The sequence below is a fragment of the Ideonella sp. genome (assembly GCF_041914305.1).
Classification (GTDB): Bacteria; Pseudomonadota; Gammaproteobacteria; order Burkholderiales; family Burkholderiaceae_C; genus Ideonella.
Window position 1 is genome coordinate 1 of record NZ_JAYSDQ010000032.1, and the last position, 19,750, is coordinate 19,750.

A 19,750-nucleotide genomic window follows, 5' to 3' on the forward strand; every position below is an offset into this window, starting at 1 on the left:
GCTGACCTCTTGCATGCCATGCAAGCGCTCTCCCAGCTGAGCTATACCCCCGTTTTCGCTTCGGCAGCTATCTGAACCTTTCGGTGGATAACTGCGTCGCTTGTTCGGTAACGCCGTTGAGCGAAGACCAAGAGTATATACCGCTTTTTAAACAGTGCGCAAGCGGGTGAGCACATCGTTGCGATCAAACAGCGACAACACCGCGTCGATCGACGGCGTTTGCGCGCGGCCGCAGACCAGCACCCGCAGCGGAACCGCCAGTTGCGGCATCTTCAGCTGGTGGGCGCCGATGGTGTCCTTGATCGCCTGCTGGATCGAGGCCTTGTCCCACGCCACGGCGACTAGGCGCTCGGCCAGCGCGGCGATCGCCGGCTTCACGGCGTCGGTCACATGGGTGGCCCGGTCTTCGGCACTCGGCGTGACCGGCGTGAAGTACATCGACAGCCAGTCCGCCAGCTCCACCGTGGTGCTGCAGCGGTCCTTGAACAATGCGCACATCGGCACCAGCACCGACTGGTCGCCGACGGCGATGCCACGGCGGCCCAATTGCGCCGCCACCAGCGCGGCCAAACGCGCGTCGTCGGCCCGCTTGATGTACTGCGCATTGACCCACGCGAGCTTGGCCGCATCCCACTGCGCGGGGCTCTTGTTCATGTGCGTGCCGTCGAACCAGCTCACCAGTTGTTCGCGCGTGAACAGCTCGTCGTCGCCATGGCTCCAGCCCAGGCGCGCGAGGTAGTTCAGCATCGCCTCGGGCAGGTAGCCGTTCTCTTCGTAGGCGGTCACGCTGACGGCGCCGCGGCGCTTGGACAGCTTCTGGCCGTCGTCACCCAGGATCACCGGGCAGTGGCCGAACAGTGGCAGCGGCGCGCCGAGCGCCTTGAAGATGTTGATCTGCCACGGCGTGTTGTTGACGTGTTCGTCACCGCGGAAGACATGCGTGATGCCCATGTCCCAGTCGTCGACCACGACCGCGAAGTTGTAGGTCGGCACACCATCGGGCCGCTGGATGATCAGGTCGTCGATCTCGCGGTTGTTGATCGTGATCGGGCCCTTGACGAGGTCGTCCCAGGTCACGTCGCCATCGGGCGGGTTGCAGAAGCGCACCGCCGGCTTCACGCCCTCGGGCACCGGCGGCAGCACCTTGCCAGGCGCCGGCCGCCAGGTGCCGTCGTAGCGGCGCTTCTCGCCTCGCGCCTCCTGGCCGGCCTTCATCGCCTCCAGCTCTTCGGGCGTGCAGTAGCAGCGGTAGGCCGTGCCGGCCGCGATCATCTGCTCGACGACCGCGTGGTAGCGGTCCAGCCGCTGCATCTGGTAGATCGGGCCTTCGTCGTAGTCCAGGCCCAGCCAGTTCATCGACGCGATGATCTGGTCGACCGAATCCTGTGTCGAGCGCGCGACGTCGGTGTCTTCGATGCGCAGCACGAACTGGCCGCCGTGGTGGCGCGCATAGGCCCACGAGTACAGCGCGGTGCGGGCGGTGCCCAGGTGCAAAAAGCCGGTGGGCGACGGGGCGATGCGGGTGCGAACAGCGGTCATGAAGTCAGGTGGAGAGTGTGGCCAGGCCGCGTTGCAGGTCGGCCTTCAAGTCGTCGATGTGGTCCAGGCCCACCGCCACGCGGATCAGGCCCTGGCCGATGCCGGCGGCCTGGCGCTGCGCTTCGGTCAGGCGCCCATGCGAGGTGGTCGCCGGGTGGCTGATGGTGGTCTTGGTGTCACCCAGGTTGGTGGTGAGCGAACAGACCGTCGTGGCGTCCATCAACGAGAACGCGCGCTCGCGCAGCGCCTGGGCGCCCTCGCCGGTCACGTCGAACGACACCACCGCCGCGCCGCTGCCCGATTGCTGCGCCATCGCCAGCGCATGCTGCGGGTGCGACTCGAGGCCCGGGTAGTAGACACGGCCGATGGCCGGCTGGGTGGCCAACCATTGCGCCAGCGCCAGCGCGTTGTCGCTTTGCGCCTTCATGCGGATGGCCAGCGTCTCCATGCCCTTCAGCACGACCCAGGCGTTGAACGGTGACAGCGTCATGCCGGCCGAGCGCAGCACCGGCACCAGCTTGCCTTGCAGCAGGTCTTCGGGGCCGCAGACGGCGCCGGCGATCACGCGGCCCTGGCCGTCCAGGTACTTGGTGCCGGAGTGGATGATGAAGTCGGCGCCGAACTTGACCGGCTGCTGCAGCGCGGGCGAGCAGAAGCAGTTGTCGACCGCCAGCCAGGCACCGGCGCGATGGGCGATGTCGGCCAGCGCGGCGATGTCGCAAATCTCGGTCAACGGGTTCGTCGGCGATTCGGCGAACAGCAGCTTGGTGTTGGGCTTGAGCGCCGCGCGCCATTCATCGACATTGGTCTGCGAGACGAACGTGGCCTCGAGCCCGAAGCGGCCCATGATGTCTTGCAGCAGCTTGATCGTCGAGCCGAACACGCTCTGCGAGCAGATCACGTGGTCGCCGGCCTTCAGCAGCCCCATCACCAGCAGCAGGATGGCCGACATGCCGCTGGCCGTGCCGATGCAGCCGCTGGTGCCTTCGAGCGCGGCGAGCCGGCGCTCCATCATCGTCACTGTCGGGTTCGAAAAGCGGCTGTAGGTGAACGACTCTTCTTCGTCCGCGAAGCGCCGCGCCGCGGTGGCCGCGTCGGGGTGGACGAAGCTGCTGGTCAGGAACAGCGCCTCGGAGTTCTCGCCCCATTGCGAAGGCGGCAGGCCCTCGCGCAGTGCCAGCGTGGCCAACCGCGCATCGGCGGGCAGTTCGACGCGTGGCAGTCGTTTCTTGCCTTGAGCCATCAGGAGTTCCCTTCACCGCTTTGCAGCGCCAGGCGGCTGCGCTCGGGGGCATCTTCGTCGTCGGGTTGCGACGCACGCTGCGCCTGCATCGCATCGAAATCGGCGGCCGAGACGTCGCCGGTGATGTAGACGCCGTCGAAGCACGATGCTTCGAACCCCGCCAGGTTCTTGTTCAGAGCACCGACAACGCGTTTCATCGCGTCCACGTCTTGGTAGATCAACGCGTCGGCGCCGATGAACTGGCGGATCTCTTCCATCGACCGGTTGTGCGCGATCAGCTCTTCCTTGGTCGGCATGTCGATGCCGTAGACGTTGGGAAAGCGCACCGGCGGCGCCGCCGAGGCCATGTAGACCTTGTTGGCACCAGCCTCGCGGGCCATCTGCACGATTTCTTTGCTGGTCGTGCCGCGCACGATCGAATCGTCGACCAGCAGCACGTTGCGGCCCTTGAACTCGACGCCGATCGCGTTGAGCTTCTGGCGCACGCTCTTCTTGCGCACCGCCTGGCCCGGCATGATGAAGGTGCGGCCCACGTAGCGGTTCTTCACGAAGCCTTCGCGGTAGGGCTTGCCGATCTTCTGCGCCAGCTGCATCGCACTCGGGCGGCTCGACTCGGGGATCGGGATCACGACATCGATCTGCGACGGCGGCATGGTCGAGATCACGCGCTGCGCCAGCGTCTCGCCCATGTTCAGGCGCGCCTGGTAGACCGAGATGCCGTCCATCACCGAGTCGGGCCGCGCGAGGTAGACGAACTCGAACATGCAGGGGTTCAGCGTCGGCGATTCTGCGCATTGCTGGGCATGCACCTGGCCCTCCAGGTCGATGAAGATCGCCTCGCCGGGCGCCACGTCGCGCACGAACTGGTGGCCAGTGCCTTCGAGCGCCACCGATTCGCTGGCGACCATCACCTCCTGGCCGTCGGCCGTGGCCAGCGTGCCGTAGCACAGCGGGCGAATGCCGAACGGGTCGCGGAAGGCCAGCAGGCCATAACCCGCGATCAGCGCCACCACCGCATACGAGCCCTTGATGCGCTTGTGCACGGCGCTGACGGCCTTGAACACCAGCTCGGGCGTCAGCGCCAGGTCGCGGCCGGCGCGCTCGAGCTCGTGCGCCAGCACGTTGATCAGCACCTCGGTGTCGCTCTCGGTGTTGATGTGGCGGCGGTCGATGTCGAACAGCTCGTCTTTCAGCGCATGGGCGTTGGTCAGGTTGCCGTTGTGAACCAGCACGATGCCGAACGGCGCGTTGACATAGAAGGGCTGGGCCTCTTCTTCGCTGTAGGCGTTGCCGGCCGTCGGGTAGCGCACCTGGCCCAGGCCCACCGTGCCCGGCAACGCGCGCATGTTGCGGGTGCGGAACACGTCTTTCACCATGCCGCGGGCCTTGTGCATGAAGCACTTGGTGCCCAGCATCGTGACGATGCCTGCGGCGTCCTGGCCGCGGTGCTGCAACAGCAGCAGGGCGTCATAGATCAGCTGGTTGACCGGCTGTTTGGAGATCACGCCTACGATGCCGCACATGGGGAGGTCCGTTCGTATCTAGAAGATGAGAAATATCGTGGTCGCGGGGCGCGGGCTCAGGCGTCTCGCGTGGCGGCCCGCTCGCGCGCGGGCCACAGCGGTTTCAGGTCATGCAGCATCGCGGCCAGCCAAGCGGCCCCGACCGAGCCTTTCCAGGCCGCCGAATTCGACGCCGGCGGGATCAGCGGCACGACCATCGCCACCGTCAACAGGATCAACACGCCACGCGCCAGGCCGAAGCCCGCCCCCAGCGCCCGGTCGAGCACGGTCAAGGGCGTGGCCGAGATCATCATGCGCACCAGCTTGGCCATCAAGGTCCACGCGATCAGCACGGCGAAGAAGGTCGCGGCATAGGCCAGCACCAGGCGCAGCGAACTGCCGGCCGCGCCCACTGGCAGCCATTGCGCCGTGCTGGCGCCGTACCACTTGGCCACGGCAAAGGCGACCACCCAGCCGACCAGCGCCAGCAGCTCGTAGACCAGCCCGCGCCACAGGCCGATCGTGACCGACAGCACCAGCACGATGGCCAGCGCCCAATCGACCCAGCTGAAGCCCGCGACCATGGCCGTCAGAGCTTCAACACCGCGGCCTGCAGACCGCTGGACTTGATCTTCGCCGCGGCCTTGTCGGCCTCGGCCTTGGTGGCATAGGGGCCGACACGCACGCGGATGCGCCGGCCCGAATCGGACTCGATCACCTGCGTGTAGGTCTTCAGGCCCAGGCCCTCGACCTTCATCCGAGCCTCCCGCGCGCTGGCCACCTCGGCGAAGGCGCCGATCTGCACGACGTAGCGACCCTCGTCGTCCTTGGCGTCGCCGTTCCGGGCAGCCTCGGTGGGCTTGGGCGCTTCGGCCGGCTTGGTGGCCGGCTTCGGCTCGGGCTTGGGCTCGGGTTTCGGTGGCTCCGGCGGCTTGGCCGCGGGCTTGGCGTCCGGCTTGGGCTCGGGGGGTTTGGGCGTGGCCACCGGCTTGGGCTCGGGGGCGAGCGCCGGTTTCGGCGTGCTGTCGGGCGCCGGGGCAGTCGACACGGTCGACGCGGGCAGCGGCTCGACCGGCGGCCTGGCCACCGGCTGGCTGCGGGCGGGCCGCGAAGGCGGCGGCACCAGCGCGGGCGCGTTCTCGCGCGACGGGATCTCGATCGGGATGTCGACCGCGATCGGCCGAGGCTGGGTCTCGAACAGCAGCGGGAAGCCGATGATGCCCACGCCCAGCAGCAACGCGGCGCCGATCAGGCGGCGGCGGGCCTTGGCGCGCGCATCGCGCACGATTTCATTTGCATCGGCGGTGGACGACGCGCCAGCGCGAGCGTCCTTGGAGCTGGATTTGAATTTCGACAGCAGACCCATGCGTGGCGGCGGCGAGTGGCGACCGGGGCGGTCGGGAAGGCACCCGTCGGGCGCTTGGCGCGTCAACCAAGCCGGCCCTTGCGGGCCATCAACACCGGTTTCAGGCTTGGTGCGGCGCGCTCAGCCGGGGCAAGCCTTGCTTCAGCACGCCGCCCACGGTATAGAACGAGCCGAAGACCACGATTCTATCAGTGGGGTTTGCCCCAGCCAGGGCCGCGGCGAGCGCGTCCGAGGGCGATGCGTGGGTACTGCACGAGGCCTTGTCGCCCTGCACCGTGCGCAGCTGCGCTGCCAGCTCGTCGGCCGTGGCGGCGCGCGGCAGCGGCAGGTCGGTCAGATGCCAGTGGTCGACCAAGGGCGCGATGCGCGCCATCACGCCGGCCAGGTCTTTGTCGCGCATCGCGCCGAACACCGCCAGCGTGCGCGGGAAGAAGCCCATCTGGTCCAGGTTCAGGGCCAGCGCAGACACCGCTTGCGGGTTGTGCGCCACGTCCAGCACCAGCGCGGGCTGGCCAGGCACGATCTGGAACCGGCCTTGAAGATCGACGCTCGCCAGGCCGAGGCGCACGGCCTGGGCGGTGCTCGGCAGGCGCTCGCGCAGCGACTCCAGCGCCGCGATCGCGCCCGACGCGTTCAGCAGCTGGTTGGCGCCGCGCAGCGCGGGGTAGGCCAGCGCGTGGTAGCGGCGGCCACGGCCGCTCCAGGCCCATTGCTGGCGATCGCCCTGGTGGTTGAAGTCGCGGCCGTTCAGCCACAGGTCGGCGCCCACTTCCAGGGCCGTGTCGAGAACGCTCTGCGGCGGCATCGGGTCGGACACGATGCCCGGCCGCCCGGTGCGCAGGATGCCGGCTTTCTCGCGCCCGATGCTTTCGCGGTCGGGGCCCAGGAACTCGGTGTGGTCGAGGTCGATGCTGGTGATCACCGCGCAGTCGGGGTCGATCGCATTGACCGCGTCATAGCGACCGCCCAGCCCCACTTCGAGGATCACCAGGTCCAGCGGCTCGCGCGCCAAGCGCTGCATGATCGCCAGCGTGCTGAACTCGAAGGTCGTCAAGGCGACGTCGCCGCGCGCCCGCTCGACCACCTCGAAGTCTTCGCAGAGCGAGTCCGCACTCACCGGCACACCGTTGACGCGGCAGCGCTCTTCGAAATGAACCAGGTGCGGCTTGATGTACAGGCCAACGCGGTAACCGGCCGCACGCGCGATCGACTCGATCAACGAGCAGGTCGAGCCCTTGCCGTTGGTGCCCGCCACGGTGATGACCGGCACCGAGAACGTCAGGCCCATCGCGTCACGCACCTGCTGCACGCGCTCGAGCGACAGGTCCATCGTCTTCGGGTGCAGGCTTTCGCTGTGGACCAGCCACTCGGTAAGCGTCTTCATGGTGCGGTCCGTCTAAGAGCGGCGCGCCTTCTGGCGACGCCGCGCTTCAAGTGGCGTGCGCGGAGCCGGCTTTGCCGGTCCACTGCGCGAGCCCCTCGGGGGGCCGAGGTCGGACATGAACAGTCCTGAGGACTGTTCGTGCCTACCGAGGGGCCGAGCCTCTGGCTCGGCGCGGCCTGCAAGGTAGCGTCCCGGAGGGGGCGTGGGGGCCTAAGCGACCGCGTCAGCGTTTTGTCGCTGCAGCATCGCGAGCTGGCGCGCAATCATCGGCCGCAGCTGGCGACGGTCGACGATCATGTCGATCGCGCCCTTTTGCATCAGGAACTCGGCGCGCTGGAAGCCCTCGGGCAGTTCTTCGCGCACGGTGTTCTTGATCACACGCTGGCCGGCAAAGCCGACCAAGGCCTTCGGCTCGGCGATCACGACATCGCCCACGAAGGCGAAACTGGCCGACACGCCGCCCATCGTCGGGTCGGTCAGCACGCTGATGTAGGGCAGGCGCGCCTTGGCCAGGTAGGTCAACGCGGCGTTGGTCTTGGCCATCTGGAACAGGCTGAACAAGCCTTCTTGCATGCGCGCGCCACCGGTAGCGGTGAAGCAGATGAACGGCACCTTCTGCTCGATCGCGGCTTCGACCCCGCGCACGAAGCGCTCGCCGACCACCGAGCCCATCGAGCCGCCCATGAAGTCGAACTCGAAGCAGGCCGCCACCGCCGGCACGCTCATCACCGCACCGCCGATCACGACCAGCGCGTCGGTTTCGCCGGTGGTCTCGAGCGCGCCCTTCAGCCGCTCGGGGTACTTCTTGCTGTCCTTGAACTTCAGCGGGTCGATCGGCAGCACCTCGTGGCCGATCTCGTAGCGGCCTTCGGGATCGAGGAAGGCGTTCAGGCGATCCCGCGCGCCGATGCGGTGGTGGTGATCGCACTTGGGGCAGACATTGATGTTCTGCTCCAGGTCGGTCTTGTACAGCACCGACTCGCACGAAGGGCACTTGATCCACAGCCCCTCCGGCACCGAGCGGCGTTCGCTCGGGTCGGTCTGCTGAATTTTCGGGGGCAGCAGTTTTTCAAGCCAGCTCATGGATCAAGGCTCCTTCTCGTCGTCAGAACATCAGCCGATGCGATGGGTCACAAGGCATCGAGCGCGGCACGGATCTCGCTGATGAAGCGGCGCGCCGCCGAACCGGCATTGTCGCGCGTTTCGTTTTCGAGGATTTGTATCAGCCGGGAGCCGATCACGACCCCGTCGGACACCCGACCCACGGCCTGCGCAGACGTGGCGTCGCGGATGCCGAAGCCCACGCCGACCGGCACCTTCACATGGCGGCGGATGCGCGGCACGGCCTCGGCCACCGCGGCGGTGTCCAGGTGCCCGGCCCCGGTCACGCCCTTGAGCGACACGTAGTAGACGTAGCCGCTGGCCAGCGCCCCCACCTGCGCCATGCGCGCCTCGGTGCTGGTGGGTGCCAGCAGGAAGATCAGGTCCAGCCCATGGGCCTTCAGGGTGGCGGCGAATTCGCCGCACTCCTCGGGTGGGTAGTCGACGATCAGCACCCCGTCGACACCGGCCTCGGCCGCCGCCTTGACAAAGGCGTTGGGGCCGTGGCGCTGGTCGTAGCGCTCGACCGGGTTGGCGTAGCCCATCAGCACGACCGGCGTGGTGGTGTTGCGGGCCCGGAAGCCTCGCACCATGTCCAGCACCTGCGACATGCCGATGCCTTTGGCCAGCGCCCGTTCGGAGGCCTTCTGGATCACCGGGCCATCGGCCATCGGGTCAGAGAACGGCACACCCAACTCGATCACGTCGGCGCCACCATCGGCCAGCGCCAGCATGATGTCGACCGTGGCGTCGGCGAACGGGTCGCCGGCCGTCACGTAGGGGATCAGCGCCTTGCGGCCGTCGCGCTTCAGCGCGTCGAAGGTGGTGGCAATTCGGCTCTGGGTCGGGCTCATCGCACACCTCCCTTCACCGTCTGGCCCTTGCATGACGGGCGGCAATAGAACTCTGCGCCGGACAGGTCGGCCACCGTGCCGATGTCCTTGTCCCCACGGCCCGACAGGTTGACCAGCAGGTGCTGGTCGGGCTTCATCGTCGCGGCGAGCTTCATCGCATAGGCCACCGCGTGGCTCGACTCGAGCGCTGGGATGATGCCTTCGGTGCGGCACAGGCGGTGGAAGGCGGCCAGCGCTTCGTCGTCAGTGATGCCGACGTATTCGGCGCGGCCGATGTCCTTGAGGTAGGCGTGCTCGGGGCCGACGCCGGGGTAGTCCAGGCCGGCCGAGATCGAGTGCGTCTCGGTGATCTGGCCGTTGTCGTCTTGCAGCAGGTAGGTGCGGTTGCCGTGCAACACACCGGGTGAGCCGGCGCTCAGGCTCGCGGCGTGCTTGCCGGTGTCCAGGCCCAACCCGGCCGCTTCGACACCGATCAGGCGCACGCCTTCGTGCGGAATGTAGGGGTAGAAGATGCCCATCGCGTTGCTGCCGCCGCCGACGCAGGCGATCACCGCATCGGGCTGCGCGCCCGGGCGGCCGATCATCTCGGGCATCTGCGCGGTGCATTCGTCGCCGATCACGCGCTGGAAGTCGCGCACCATCATCGGGTAGGGGTGCGGGCCGGCCACGGTGCCGATGATGTAGAAGGTGTTCTCGACGTTGGTGACCCAGTCGCGCAGCGCTTCGTTCAGCGCATCTTTCAGCGTCTTGCTGCCCGATTCGACCGGCACCACCTTCGCGCCGAGCAGGTGCATGCGGTAGACGTTGGGGCTTTGGCGCTTGACGTCTTCCGAGCCCATGTAGACCACGCATTCGAGGCCGTAGCGGGCGCAGATGGTGGCGGTGGCCACGCCGTGCTGGCCGGCGCCGGTTTCGGCGATCACGCGCGGCTTGCCCATACGCTTGGCGAGCAGGGCTTGGCCGATGGTGTTGTTGACCTTGTGCGCGCCGGTGTGGTTGAGGTCTTCGCGCTTCAGGTAGATCTGGGCGCCGCCGATCTCATTGCTCAGCCGGTCGGCGTGGTAGACCGGGCTGGGCCTGCCGACGAAGTGCTTCAGCTCGCGCTTGAACTCGGCGATGAAGGCCGGATCGCCGCGGTAGTGCGCGTAGGCGGCTTTCAGCTCGTCCAGCGCGTGGACGAGTGTCTCTGACACAAAGCTGCCGCCATAGGGGCCGAAATGGCCCGACACATCGGGCTGCTGGTAACTTGGCATGATGGAAATCTCGCTGTTCAGGATGCCTGAGGCGGCGAGCGGCGCGGCGTTCAAGTCAGGCGACTGTCGGCTTCGCGCACCGCCTCGCAGAACCGGCGCATCAGCGCGGCGTCCTTGACGCCTTTTGCGCTCTCCACGCCGGAGCTCACGTCAACGGCCCAGGGCCGGACGCGAAGCACCCCATCGATCACGCTTGCAGGATTCAACCCACCAGACAAAACGACCGGACAGGGGACGTTGGCGGGAATGAGAGACCAATCGAACGCCTTTCCACCACCGCCATAGCCCTCGACATAGGCGTCGAGCAAGAGGCCGGCGGCCTCTGGGTGGCGGGAGGCCAAGTCTAGCAAATCGAAACCCGGCGCCATGCGGGCCGCGCGCAGGTAGGGCCGGCCCGGTGCGGCGCACTGGCCGGGTGTCTCGTCGCCGTGGAACTGCAGCAGCGCGTTCGGCACGGCCTGCACTGCGGCGACGATCTCGGCCGGCGTGGCGTTGACGAACAACAGCACCGGCGTCACGAAGGGCGGCAGGCGGCGCGCCAGCTCGCGGGCGTGAGCGGCATCAACGTGGCGCGGGCTCTTGGCGTAAAGCACGAAGCCGATCGCGTCGGCGCCGGCTTCCACGGCGTCGTCGACATCGCCGTCGCGGGTCAGGCCACAGATCTTGATTCGCGTCCGGTGGGTCATCGTTGCGTCGGGCTCAAGGGAGCCAGTCCATCGCCGCCGTCGAATCGGGCAGCCCCAGCTCGGCATCGTAGACCGGCCCGACGAAATACAGCCCTTCGGGGGCAAAGGTCGGCGCGGCCGCGTCGCGGCTGCGGGCGGCCAGCACCTCGGCCATCCAGCCGGGCGCGCGGCTGCCCTGCCCCACCGCCACCAGGCAGCCCATGATGTTGCGCACCATGTGGTGCAGGAACGCACTGGCCTCGAAGTCGAACCGCCAGTAGGCGCCGTGGCGGTGAATGTCGATGCGCCGCACCTGCTTCACCGGCGACAACGCCTGGCAATCGGACGAGCGGAACGAGCTGAAATCGTGCTCGCCGATCAGTAGCGCGGCGGCAGCGCGCATCGCGTCACCGTCGAGCGGGCGAAAGACCCAGCCGCAGCCGCCCAGTTCGATCGCCGGGCGCACGGCGGACTCGAGCAGCAGATAGCGGTAGCGTCGACCGCGCGCGCTGTTGCGGGCGTGGAAGTGCGACGGCACGGGCTTGCACCACTGGACCGCAATGTCCTTGGGCAGGTAGCGGTTGGTGCCACGGATCCACGAGAACTCGGGCCGGTCGAGCGGGGAATCGAAGTGCACGACCTGGTTGAGGCCGTGCACACCGGTGTCGGTGCGGCCGGCGCACAGCGTGCCGACCGGCATCGCCGCGAACTCGCTCAGCGCCGCTTCGAGCTTGTCCTGCACGGTGCGGCCACTGGGCTGGCTTTGCCAGCCGTGGTAGTGGTCACCTCGGTAGGCCACGCCCAGCGCCTGGCGGCGCAGCGCCAAGCCCGGGCCCAAAAGCGAGGGGCCCTCGACGGGCCCCTCGCCCGCCTCGATCGGCAGGCCTGCGCGAGCGGTGGCCCCAGGGGCCCGGCCGCTGGCGCTCACTCCAGTTCGTCGAGCATCGCCTGGGCACGCGAGCGCAGGGCGCCATCGGCCTTGCCGACGACCTCTTCGAGCAGGTCGCGCGCGCCTTCCATGTCGCCGATGCGGCGGAACTCGTCAGCGAGTTCCAGCTTGCGGGCCAGCGGGTCCGACTCGTCGATCTCTTCGGTCTGCAGCGCACCACGCACCGTGCTTTCCTCTTCCTTGGTTTCGCCCAGGTCGAGCGACAGCTCGCCGAAATCGAACGAGGATGGCGAGGTGGGCTGGATGCTGTCGCCGTCGGTCTCGCCTTCAGGCATGTCGATCATCGGCAGATCGAGAATGCTGTCTTCCGGCTCCAGCGGGGCCTTGGGGGCCGGCTGCTTGGGCGGCGGCGAACGCAGGTCACCCCGCAGGTCGCCCGGGCGGCTGTCGAGCATGCCCGAAGCGGTCTCGAGCGGCCGGGTCGGCTCGACGCCGGCCAGCGACGACGGTGCGCCGAGGTCGATGTCGAGGTTGCCAGGCGCCGTGTCGAGCAGCACCTCGCCGACGAACGGCTGGGTCTTCTCGACCGGCGACTCGTCTTCCACCCGTGCCGGGCGATAGTCTTCGCGCAGGTCGGGCGGCGGCTCGGTGGAGGTGTCGATGTCGACCGCCATCACCGCGCCAGCGCCGCCATACAGCGGGTTCGCCGGGTCGATGCTGTGACCCAGCTCGATCGCCTTTTCCCATTCTTCGCCGACACCACCCGTCTGTTCCAGCATCTGACGCGCCTGGGCGTCGAAGGCCTTCACATCGGCACGCTTGGCATACACCTCGAGCAGCTTGCTGCGAATGGCCACGCGGCCCGGGTCGCTGCGCAGCGCTTCCTTCAGGATCTCTTCGGCCTGCAGGTCGCGGCCATAGGCCAGGTAAACGTCGGCCTCGGCCACCGGGTCCACGTCACCGATCGCGTCGAGCTGGCTCAGCGAGTAGCTCAACGACGAGCTGCTGTTGGCGCCATCACGCGTGTCGACACGCTGGCCACCGCTGACACCGAAGAACGAATCCGGCTGCAGCTTGCTTTCGATGAACGACGTTTCGGCGGCACCGTCTTGCTGGCGGCGGCGCAAGCGCATCACGCCCAGGCCGGCCAGCAGTGCGACGAGGCCTGCGGCACCCGGCAGCACCCAGGGGTTGCCGGTGAGCGACTCGAAGAAGCTCGGTTCGGGCGCCGGCGGCGGCGGGGCCACGCGCTTGCGCGGTGCCGGCGCCGAAGCGCGCACCGGCGGGGCGGCCGGCACGGAAGCCGCCGGCATCTCGCCGGGGGCGGACGCCGACAAGGAGGGCACAGAGGCCGCAGGCGCGGGCGCCGGAGGGGGCGGAGCCGGCGGCGGCGGCGCGACGGCCTTGGCCGGGGCCGGCGCGGGGGGCGGCGGTGCAGGCGGCGGGGGCGCCACCGGCTTGGTCGGCACGGGCACCGGCGTCGGCGCGGCCGCGATCGGCAAGCCCGGCTTGGCCGGCGTCGTGGTGGGCGCAGCGGCCACGGCCGGCGCCGGGGCGGCGGGCTTGGACGCGGCCTTGGTCGCGTCGGACAGCTGCTTCAACTCTTGCACGTTGCGCGACAGCTCGGCCACGCGGGTTTCGGCAGCCTTGCGCTCGGATTCTTTCGAGACCTTGGCTTCGGCACCCGACTTGGCGCTGCCTTGCGACAGCGTCAGCTTGTCCGGAGAGATGGCGGAGTTGTCGGTCTTGCGGTCTTTGACCGCAGCCTGCACCTGGCCGGTGGCCTGGCGCTCGGGCTCGCTGCCCTTGACCATCGGCGCGGCGCCGGCCAGGCGCTGGCGGAAGGTCGCGAAGTCGGCGCTGTGGGCCTGGATGACCTTCTTGGCCTCGTCGGGCGTCACGTCCTTCGCGGCAGACGCATCGGGCACGCTCAGCACCACGCCGGACTTGAGCCGGTTCATGTTGCTGTCGATGAAGGCCTGCGGGTTGCCGCGGTACAGCGACACCAGCATCTGGTCGAGCGACACGCCGCTGCGCGGGTGCGCCGATGCGATCGACGACAAGGTGTCGCCAGCGCGGACCTTGTAGCTGTCGGCGCCGCTGTCGGTGGCCGACGCGGACGGCGGCGAAGGCGGTGGCGGCGCAACCGACTTGGGCGCGGGCGACGGGGCCGCCGGCCGACTGGCACGCGGTGAAGCGGCCGGTGGCGCCACTGGGGTGGTCTGCACCGGCGCGGCCGACATCGCCGGCGCGGTGGTCGCCGCGGCAGGCGGCGGCGCAGCCGGTTTGGTGACCGGCGGGTCGATCAGCAGCGTGTAGGCACGTTGCAGTCGGCCGCTGGACCAGGCGAAGTCGATGATCACATCGACAAACGGCTCGGACACCGAGCGCTCGCCGGTGACGCGGATGTAGGCCCGGCCGTCCGGGCGCCGCGCCAGCGACAGCTGGGCCCCCGTCAACACCGGGTTGAAATCGACCCCTGCGGCGCGGAACGCCTCAGGCGAGGCCAGCGTGGTCCGCAGCGATGCGGCCTCGTCCGGGCTCATGTTCGTGATGTCGATCTCAGCGCGCAGTGCCTCGCCAAGAGCCGACTGAACGGTCAAGCGGCCCAGCGACAACGCCGATGCGCCACCCGAGTGCAACAGCAGCAGAGCCGCGGTTGCGAGGGTGGTGAGCGATGCGCCTTTGGCCATGAATGAAGGGTTCTTCAAAGCGTCTCCCGAAACGCCATCGGCGAGCCTGCGCACAGGCCCGCCGTCAACGACCGTTCTCTCCAAAGCAGTTTCCGGCGTCAACCGGCCCGAATACGAGAAAACACCATAGCATCAAGCATATAGGCTTACAAGCTCATCCAAAACCTAACATCCAGAAGTTTTCGCGTTTTCACCGAGCCTGCTTGTAAGCCGCTGTTGCCCATGGGCAACGTGGCGAACGGTACAAACCCTGAGGTTTGCGCTTACTCAGGCAGCCAGCAAGATGCGCAGCATGCGGCGCAGCGGCTCGGCGGCGCCCCACAAGAGCTGGTCGCCGATCGTGAAGGCGCCCAGGTAGTCCGGCCCCATCGCCAGCTTGCGCAGGCGGCCCACGGGGATCGTCATCGTGCCGGTCACGGCCACCGGCGTCAGGTCGCGGATCGTCGCTTCGCGGGTGTTGGGCACGACTTTCACCCATTCGTTGTCGGCGGCGATCATCGCTTCGATGTCGGCCAGCGGCACGTTTTTCTTCAGCTTGAAGGTCAGCGCCTGGCTGTGGCAGCGCATCGCACCGACGCGCACGCAAAAGCCGTCCACCGGCACCGCCGGGCTGCCGAAGCCTTCGCCCTGGCCGAGGATCTTGTTGGTCTCGGCCATGCCCTTCCACTCTTCCTTCGACTGGCCGTCGCCCAGGTCGCGGTCGATCCAGGGGATGAGCGAGCCACCCAGCGGCACGCCGAAGTTGGCCGTCTCTTCGGCTGACAGGCTGCGCTGCTTGGCGATGACCTTGCGGTCGATCTCGAGGATCGCGCTCTTCGGGTCGTCCAGCAGGGCCTTGACCTCACCGTACAGCGTGCCGTACTGGGTCAGCAGCTCGCGCATGTGCTGGGCACCGCCGCCCGAGGCCGCCTGGTAGGTCTGGGTGCTCATCCACTCGACCAGGCCGGCCTTGTACAGCGCGCCCACGCCCATCAGCATGCAGCTCACCGTGCAGTTGCCGCCGATCCAGTCCTTCTGGCCCTTGGCCACCGCGTTCTTGATCACCGGCATGTTGACCGGGTCGAGCACGATGACCGCGTCGTCCTTCATGCGCAGCGACGAGGCCGCGTCGATCCAGTGGCCGTTCCAGCCGGCTGCGCGCAGCTTCGGGAAGACTTCGTTGGTGTAGTCGCCGCCCTGGGCGGTGATGACGATGTCGCAGCGCTTGAGCGCGTCGATGTCGAACGCGTCCTGCAGCTTGGTCTCGTTCTTCGCCATCGACGGGGCCGCGCCGCCCTTGTTCGAGGTGGAGAAGAACAGCGGTTCGATCAGATCAAAGTCGCGCTCCGCGACCATGCGGTCCATCAGCACGGAGCCGACCATGCCCCGCCATCCAACCAGCCCTACGAGTGCCTGTGCCATTTTCAGTTTCGCCTTTGCCTGTGAGTGAGAGTCCGTGAGGTTCCAGGTTCCCCGGCTCGCATCGCCGGGGTCTGGGTCACAGGGGCGAAACGAGACGGAGCTTGCTAGCTCTTGGTAATGGTTTTGATCGTGGTTTTGCCAGTGATGGCGGCCACGACCGCATCGCCCATCTCGCGCGTGCCCACCTTCTGGGTGCCCTCGCTCCAGATGTCGGGCGTGCGGTAGCCCGAAGCCAGCACCGAACGGACGGCCGACTCGATACGGTCGGCAGCCTCGGGCTGTTGGAGTGAGAAACGGAGCATCATGGCGGCAGACAATATTGTAGCCAGAGGGTTTGCAATTCCCTTACCGGCGATGTCCGGCGCGCTGCCGTGGCTGGGTTCGTACAGGCCCTGGTTCTTCGCGTTCAGCGAGGCCGAGGGCAGCATGCCGATCGAGCCGGTCAGCATCGCGGCCTCGTCCGACAGGATGTCGCCGAACATGTTGCCGGTGACGATGACGTCGAATTTCTTCGGCGCCTTAACCAGTTGCATCGCGGCGTTGTCGACGTACATGTGGTCCAGCGCCACGTCCGGGTACTGGGCCGAGACCTCGGTGACGATGTCTTTCCAGAACTGGAAGGTCTCCAGCACGTTGGCCTTGTCAACGCTGGTCACGCGCTTGCTGCGCTTGCGCGCGGCCTGGAACGCGACGTGGGCGATGCGCTCGATCTCGGGCCGGCTGTAGCGCATCGTGTCGAAGGCTTCTTCGGCACCGGGGAAATGCCCGTCCACCGCCGTGCGGCGGCCGCGCGGCTGGCCGAAGTAGATGTCGCCGGTCAGCTCGCGGATCAGCAGGATGTCCAGCCCCGCCACCAACTCGGGCTTCAGGCTCGACGCGTGCGTCAGCTGCTCGTAGCAGATGGCCGGGCGGAAGTTGGCGAACAGGCCCAGGTGCTTGCGCAGGCCGAGGATGGCCTGCTCGGGGCGCAGCGAGCGCTCCAGCGTGTCGTATTTCCAGTCGCCAACAGCACCGAACAGCACCGCGTCGGCCGCCTGCGCCAGCTTCAGCGTCGCCTCGGGCAGCGGGTGGCCATGGGCCTCGTAGGCGGCACCGCCGACCTTGGCCTCTTCCATCTCGAACGGCAGGTCGAGCACGTTCAGCACGCGCACGGCTTCTGCAACGATCTCGGTGCCAATGCCGTCACCGGGCAGGATGGCGATTTTCATGCTCAGAACTCCTTGAAGAAGAAATCTTGTTCGTGCGCGTGGCAGCGCAGGTCAATGTGCATCGGTCCCAGCCCCGTGGTCTTTGGGTGGGTCGCCCAGCCAGTGGGCGAGCCGGTATTCACAGGCCTTGAACACCACGTAGGCGGCCATCGACAGGTAGCCGGTGAGCAGCAACTCCAGCAGTTGCTCGGCGCCGCCGTCGGCCAGTGCCATCCAGCCGTTCTCGAGCACCAGGTTGGTGTTGGCGCGCAGCAGGTAGAACAGGTTGAGCGAGCCGACGCCGAAGGCGAAGAAGCTCAGGCCCAGCACCACGAAGCTCAGCCAGACGCGGCTGAGCACCAGACGCTGGAACCAGCGCGGCAACATCGGCGACCGGCGGAGGCCCAAGCTCAGAGCACGCGCTGGTTCAGCCAGGGCATGCGCGCCAGGCGCTCGGCCTCGAACGCACGGATCTTGTCGGCGTGGCGCAGCGTCAGCCCGATGTCGTCGAAGCCATTGACCAGGCAGTACTTGCGGAAAGGTTGCACGTCGAACGGCAGCTCGCTGCCATCGGGCTTGACCACCACCTGGCGCGGCAGGTCGATCGTCAACTGGTAGCCCGCAAAGGCATGGACCTCGTCGAACAGCCGCGCTACCTGCGACTCGGGCAGCACGATCGGCAGGATGCCGTTCTTGAAGCAGTTGTTGAAGAAGATGTCGGCAAAGCTCGGCGCGATCAGCGCGCGAAAGCCGTATTGCTCAAGCGCCCACGGCGCGTGCTCGCGGCTGGAGCCGCAGCCGAAGTTGTCGCGCGCCAGCAGCACCGACGCGCCGGCATAGCGCGGCTGGTTCAGCACGAAATCCGGGTTGGGCTTGCGCGTGGCCGGGTCCTGGCCCGGCTCGCCCTGGTCCAGGTAGCGCCATTCGTCGAACAGGTTCGGGCCGAAGCCGGTGCGCTTGATCGACTTCAGAAACTGCTTCGGGATGATCGCGTCGGTGTCGACATTGGCGCGGTCCATCGGGGCCACGAGGCCCTTGTGAAGGGTGAAGGCTTGCATCGCTCGGTTCCTACTTTTTCTTCGCCGCGTCTTCGATCTTTTCGCCGGCTTTCTGCATGTCCTTGCCAAAGCCTTCCATCGTGTTGCAGCCGGACAGCCAGCCCAGCCACGCCAAGGTCATCAGGGTGATCCACCACTTCTTCATGATCCCCACTCCTTCGTCAGGACACGCGGCGCACGTCCACGAAATGCCCCGCCATCGCGGCTGCGGCAGCCATCGCCGGGCTGACGAGGTGGGTGCGGCCGCCGGCGCCCTGGCGGCCTTCGAAATTGCGGTTGCTGGTCGACGCGCAGCGCTCGCCCGGCTCAAGCCGGTCGGCGTTCATCGCCAGGCACATGCTGCAGCCCGGCTCGCGCCATTCGAAGCCAGCCGCCTTGAAGACCTTGTCCAGCCCTTCGGCCTCGGCCTGCGCCTTGACCAGGCCCGAGCCCGGCACCACCAGCGCCAGCCTGACGTTGCCGGCGATGCGGCCACCCACGCGCTGCACCACCGCGGCGGCTTCGCGCATGTCTTCGATGCGGCTGTTGGTGCACGAGCCGATGAAGACCTTGTCGATGCGGATGTCGGCGATCGGCTTGTTCGGCTCGAGCGCCATGTACTGCAGCGCACGCTCGATCGCGCCGCGCTTGACGCTGTCTTTTTCCTTGTCGGGGTCGGGCACGCGGTCTTCGATCGACAGCACCATCTCGGGCGAGGTGCCCCAGGTGACCTGCGGCCGCAGCTGCGTCGCGTCGATCTCGACCACCTTGTCGAAATGCGCGCCGGCATCGGTGTGCAGCGTGCGCCAGTGGCGAATGGCCTGCTCCAGCTCGACACCCTTGGGCGAGAACGGCCGGCCCTTCACATACTCGATCGTGGTGTCGTCCACGCCGACCAGGCCGGCGCGTGCGCCCGCCTCGATCGCCATGTTGCACACCGTCATGCGGCCTTCCATGCTCAAGGCCCGGATGGTCGAGCCGGCGAACTCGATCGTGTAGCCGGTGCCACCTGCGGTGCCGATCTTGCCGATGATGGCCAGCACCACGTCTTTCGCGCCGCAGCCGCGGGGCAATGCGCCCTCGACCTTGACGAGCATGTTCTGGGCCTTCTTGGCCAGCAGCGTCTGCGTGGCCAGCACATGCTCGACCTCGCTGGTGCCGATGCCGTGCGCCAGCGCGCCGAAGGCCCCGTGGGTGCTGGTGTGGCTGTCGCCGCAGACCACCGTCATGCCCGGCAGCGTGGCGCCCTGCTCGGGCCCGATCACGTGCACGATGCCCTGGCGCTTGTCGCTCATCTTGAACTGCGTGATGCCGAAGCGGTCGCAGTTCGCATCGAGCGTGTCGACCTGCAGCTTCGAGATCGGGTCGGCTATGCCGTGCGAGCGGTCGGTCGTGGGCACGTTGTGGTCGCTGACCGCCAGGTTGGCCGACAGGCGCCAGACCTTGCGGCCCGCGATGTCGAGCCCCTCGAAGGCCTGCGGGCTGGTCACCTCGTGCACCAGGTGGCGGTCGATGTAGAGGGTGGCGGTGCCGTCTTCTTCGGTGTGGACGACGTGTTCGTCCCACAGCTTGTCGTACAGGGTGCGTGCGGTCATGGCAGGCTTTTCATTCAGGCGGCCGCCGGGTGCGCGGCCAG

At 67.8% G+C, this 19,750-nt stretch carries 18 protein-coding genes; all 18 read right to left on the reverse strand.

Features of this window, described 5'->3' with window-relative positions; translation table 11 throughout:
* Positions 1-147: 147 nt before the first annotated feature.
* The 18 genes from gltX to leuC all read right to left on the reverse strand — a co-directional run bounded on the left by gltX (position 148) and on the right by leuC (position 19,709).
* On the reverse strand, positions 148-1,539 hold the full coding sequence (gene gltX / locus ACE3SG_RS28020) for a glutamate--tRNA ligase (protein ID WP_374569560.1): 1,392 nt from the start codon (positions 1,537-1,539) through the stop codon (positions 148-150).
* A gap of 4 nt (positions 1,540-1,543) precedes the next feature.
* A complete protein-coding gene (locus tag ACE3SG_RS28025; RefSeq protein ID WP_374569561.1) occupies positions 1,544-2,782 on the reverse strand; it encodes an O-succinylhomoserine sulfhydrylase in 1,239 nt (412 codons plus the stop codon).
* Complete coding sequence (gene purF, locus ACE3SG_RS28030; protein ID WP_374569562.1) at positions 2,782-4,305, reverse strand: amidophosphoribosyltransferase; 1,524 nt, start codon at positions 4,303-4,305, stop codon at positions 2,782-2,784. The genes ACE3SG_RS28025 and purF overlap by 1 nt, the downstream gene beginning before the upstream one ends.
* Before the next feature lie 56 nt (positions 4,306-4,361).
* Positions 4,362-4,868, reverse strand: coding sequence for a CvpA family protein (locus ACE3SG_RS28035; protein WP_374569563.1), 507 nt, complete (start codon positions 4,866-4,868; stop codon positions 4,362-4,364).
* A 5-nt stretch (positions 4,869-4,873) separates the two neighbouring features.
* The gene (locus tag ACE3SG_RS28040; protein WP_374569564.1) at positions 4,874-5,650 is read right to left on the reverse strand and encodes an SPOR domain-containing protein; all 777 of its coding nucleotides are present in this window, start codon (positions 5,648-5,650) and stop codon (positions 4,874-4,876) included.
* A gap of 100 nt (positions 5,651-5,750) precedes the next feature.
* Positions 5,751-7,034 carry a bifunctional tetrahydrofolate synthase/dihydrofolate synthase gene (folC, locus tag ACE3SG_RS28045; protein WP_374569565.1) on the reverse strand — a complete coding sequence of 428 codons (1,284 nt, stop codon included), beginning with the start codon at positions 7,032-7,034 and terminating at the stop codon, positions 5,751-5,753.
* 210 nt (positions 7,035-7,244) lie between these two features.
* Entirely contained in the window at positions 7,245-8,117 is an 873-nt protein-coding gene (accD, locus tag ACE3SG_RS28050; RefSeq protein WP_329722518.1) for an acetyl-CoA carboxylase, carboxyltransferase subunit beta, read from the reverse strand.
* A 47-nt stretch (positions 8,118-8,164) separates the two neighbouring features.
* Positions 8,165-8,989: a tryptophan synthase subunit alpha gene (trpA, locus tag ACE3SG_RS28055; RefSeq protein WP_374569566.1), complete on the reverse strand. Its 825-nt coding sequence runs from the start codon at positions 8,987-8,989 to the stop codon at positions 8,165-8,167.
* The gene (trpB, locus tag ACE3SG_RS28060) at positions 8,986-10,242 is read right to left on the reverse strand and encodes a tryptophan synthase subunit beta (RefSeq protein WP_374569589.1); all 1,257 of its coding nucleotides are present in this window, start codon (positions 10,240-10,242) and stop codon (positions 8,986-8,988) included. The genes trpA and trpB overlap by 4 nt, the downstream gene beginning before the upstream one ends.
* A gap of 50 nt (positions 10,243-10,292) precedes the next feature.
* Positions 10,293-10,928: a phosphoribosylanthranilate isomerase gene (locus tag ACE3SG_RS28065; protein WP_374569567.1), complete on the reverse strand. Its 636-nt coding sequence runs from the start codon at positions 10,926-10,928 to the stop codon at positions 10,293-10,295.
* 13 nt (positions 10,929-10,941) lie between these two features.
* Positions 10,942-11,727: a tRNA pseudouridine(38-40) synthase TruA gene (truA, locus tag ACE3SG_RS28070; protein ID WP_374569590.1), complete on the reverse strand. Its 786-nt coding sequence runs from the start codon at positions 11,725-11,727 to the stop codon at positions 10,942-10,944.
* Between the two features lie 104 nt (positions 11,728-11,831).
* Positions 11,832-14,489, reverse strand: a complete 2,658-nt coding sequence (locus ACE3SG_RS28075) for a FimV/HubP family polar landmark protein (protein WP_374569568.1) — start codon at positions 14,487-14,489, stop codon at positions 11,832-11,834.
* Between the two features lie 267 nt (positions 14,490-14,756).
* Positions 14,757-15,890, reverse strand: a complete 1,134-nt coding sequence (asd, locus tag ACE3SG_RS28080; RefSeq protein ID WP_374569569.1) for an aspartate-semialdehyde dehydrogenase — start codon at positions 15,888-15,890, stop codon at positions 14,757-14,759.
* Between the two features lie 104 nt (positions 15,891-15,994).
* The gene (gene leuB / locus ACE3SG_RS28085; protein ID WP_374569570.1) at positions 15,995-17,098 is read right to left on the reverse strand and encodes a 3-isopropylmalate dehydrogenase; all 1,104 of its coding nucleotides are present in this window, start codon (positions 17,096-17,098) and stop codon (positions 15,995-15,997) included.
* A gap of 51 nt (positions 17,099-17,149) precedes the next feature.
* Entirely contained in the window at positions 17,150-17,464 is a 315-nt protein-coding gene (locus ACE3SG_RS28090; protein ID WP_374569571.1) for a hypothetical protein, read from the reverse strand.
* Positions 17,465-17,487: 23 nt separating this feature from the next.
* Positions 17,488-18,135, reverse strand: coding sequence for a 3-isopropylmalate dehydratase small subunit (gene leuD / locus ACE3SG_RS28095; RefSeq protein WP_374569572.1), 648 nt, complete (start codon positions 18,133-18,135; stop codon positions 17,488-17,490).
* A 10-nt stretch (positions 18,136-18,145) separates the two neighbouring features.
* On the reverse strand, positions 18,146-18,280 hold the full coding sequence (locus ACE3SG_RS28100) for an entericidin A/B family lipoprotein (RefSeq protein WP_374569573.1): 135 nt from the start codon (positions 18,278-18,280) through the stop codon (positions 18,146-18,148).
* A gap of 16 nt (positions 18,281-18,296) precedes the next feature.
* Positions 18,297-19,709 (reverse strand): 3-isopropylmalate dehydratase large subunit, encoded by a 1,413-nt coding sequence (leuC, locus tag ACE3SG_RS28105; protein WP_374569574.1) that lies wholly within the window; start codon positions 19,707-19,709, stop codon positions 18,297-18,299.
* Between the last annotated feature and the right edge of the window lie 41 nt (positions 19,710-19,750).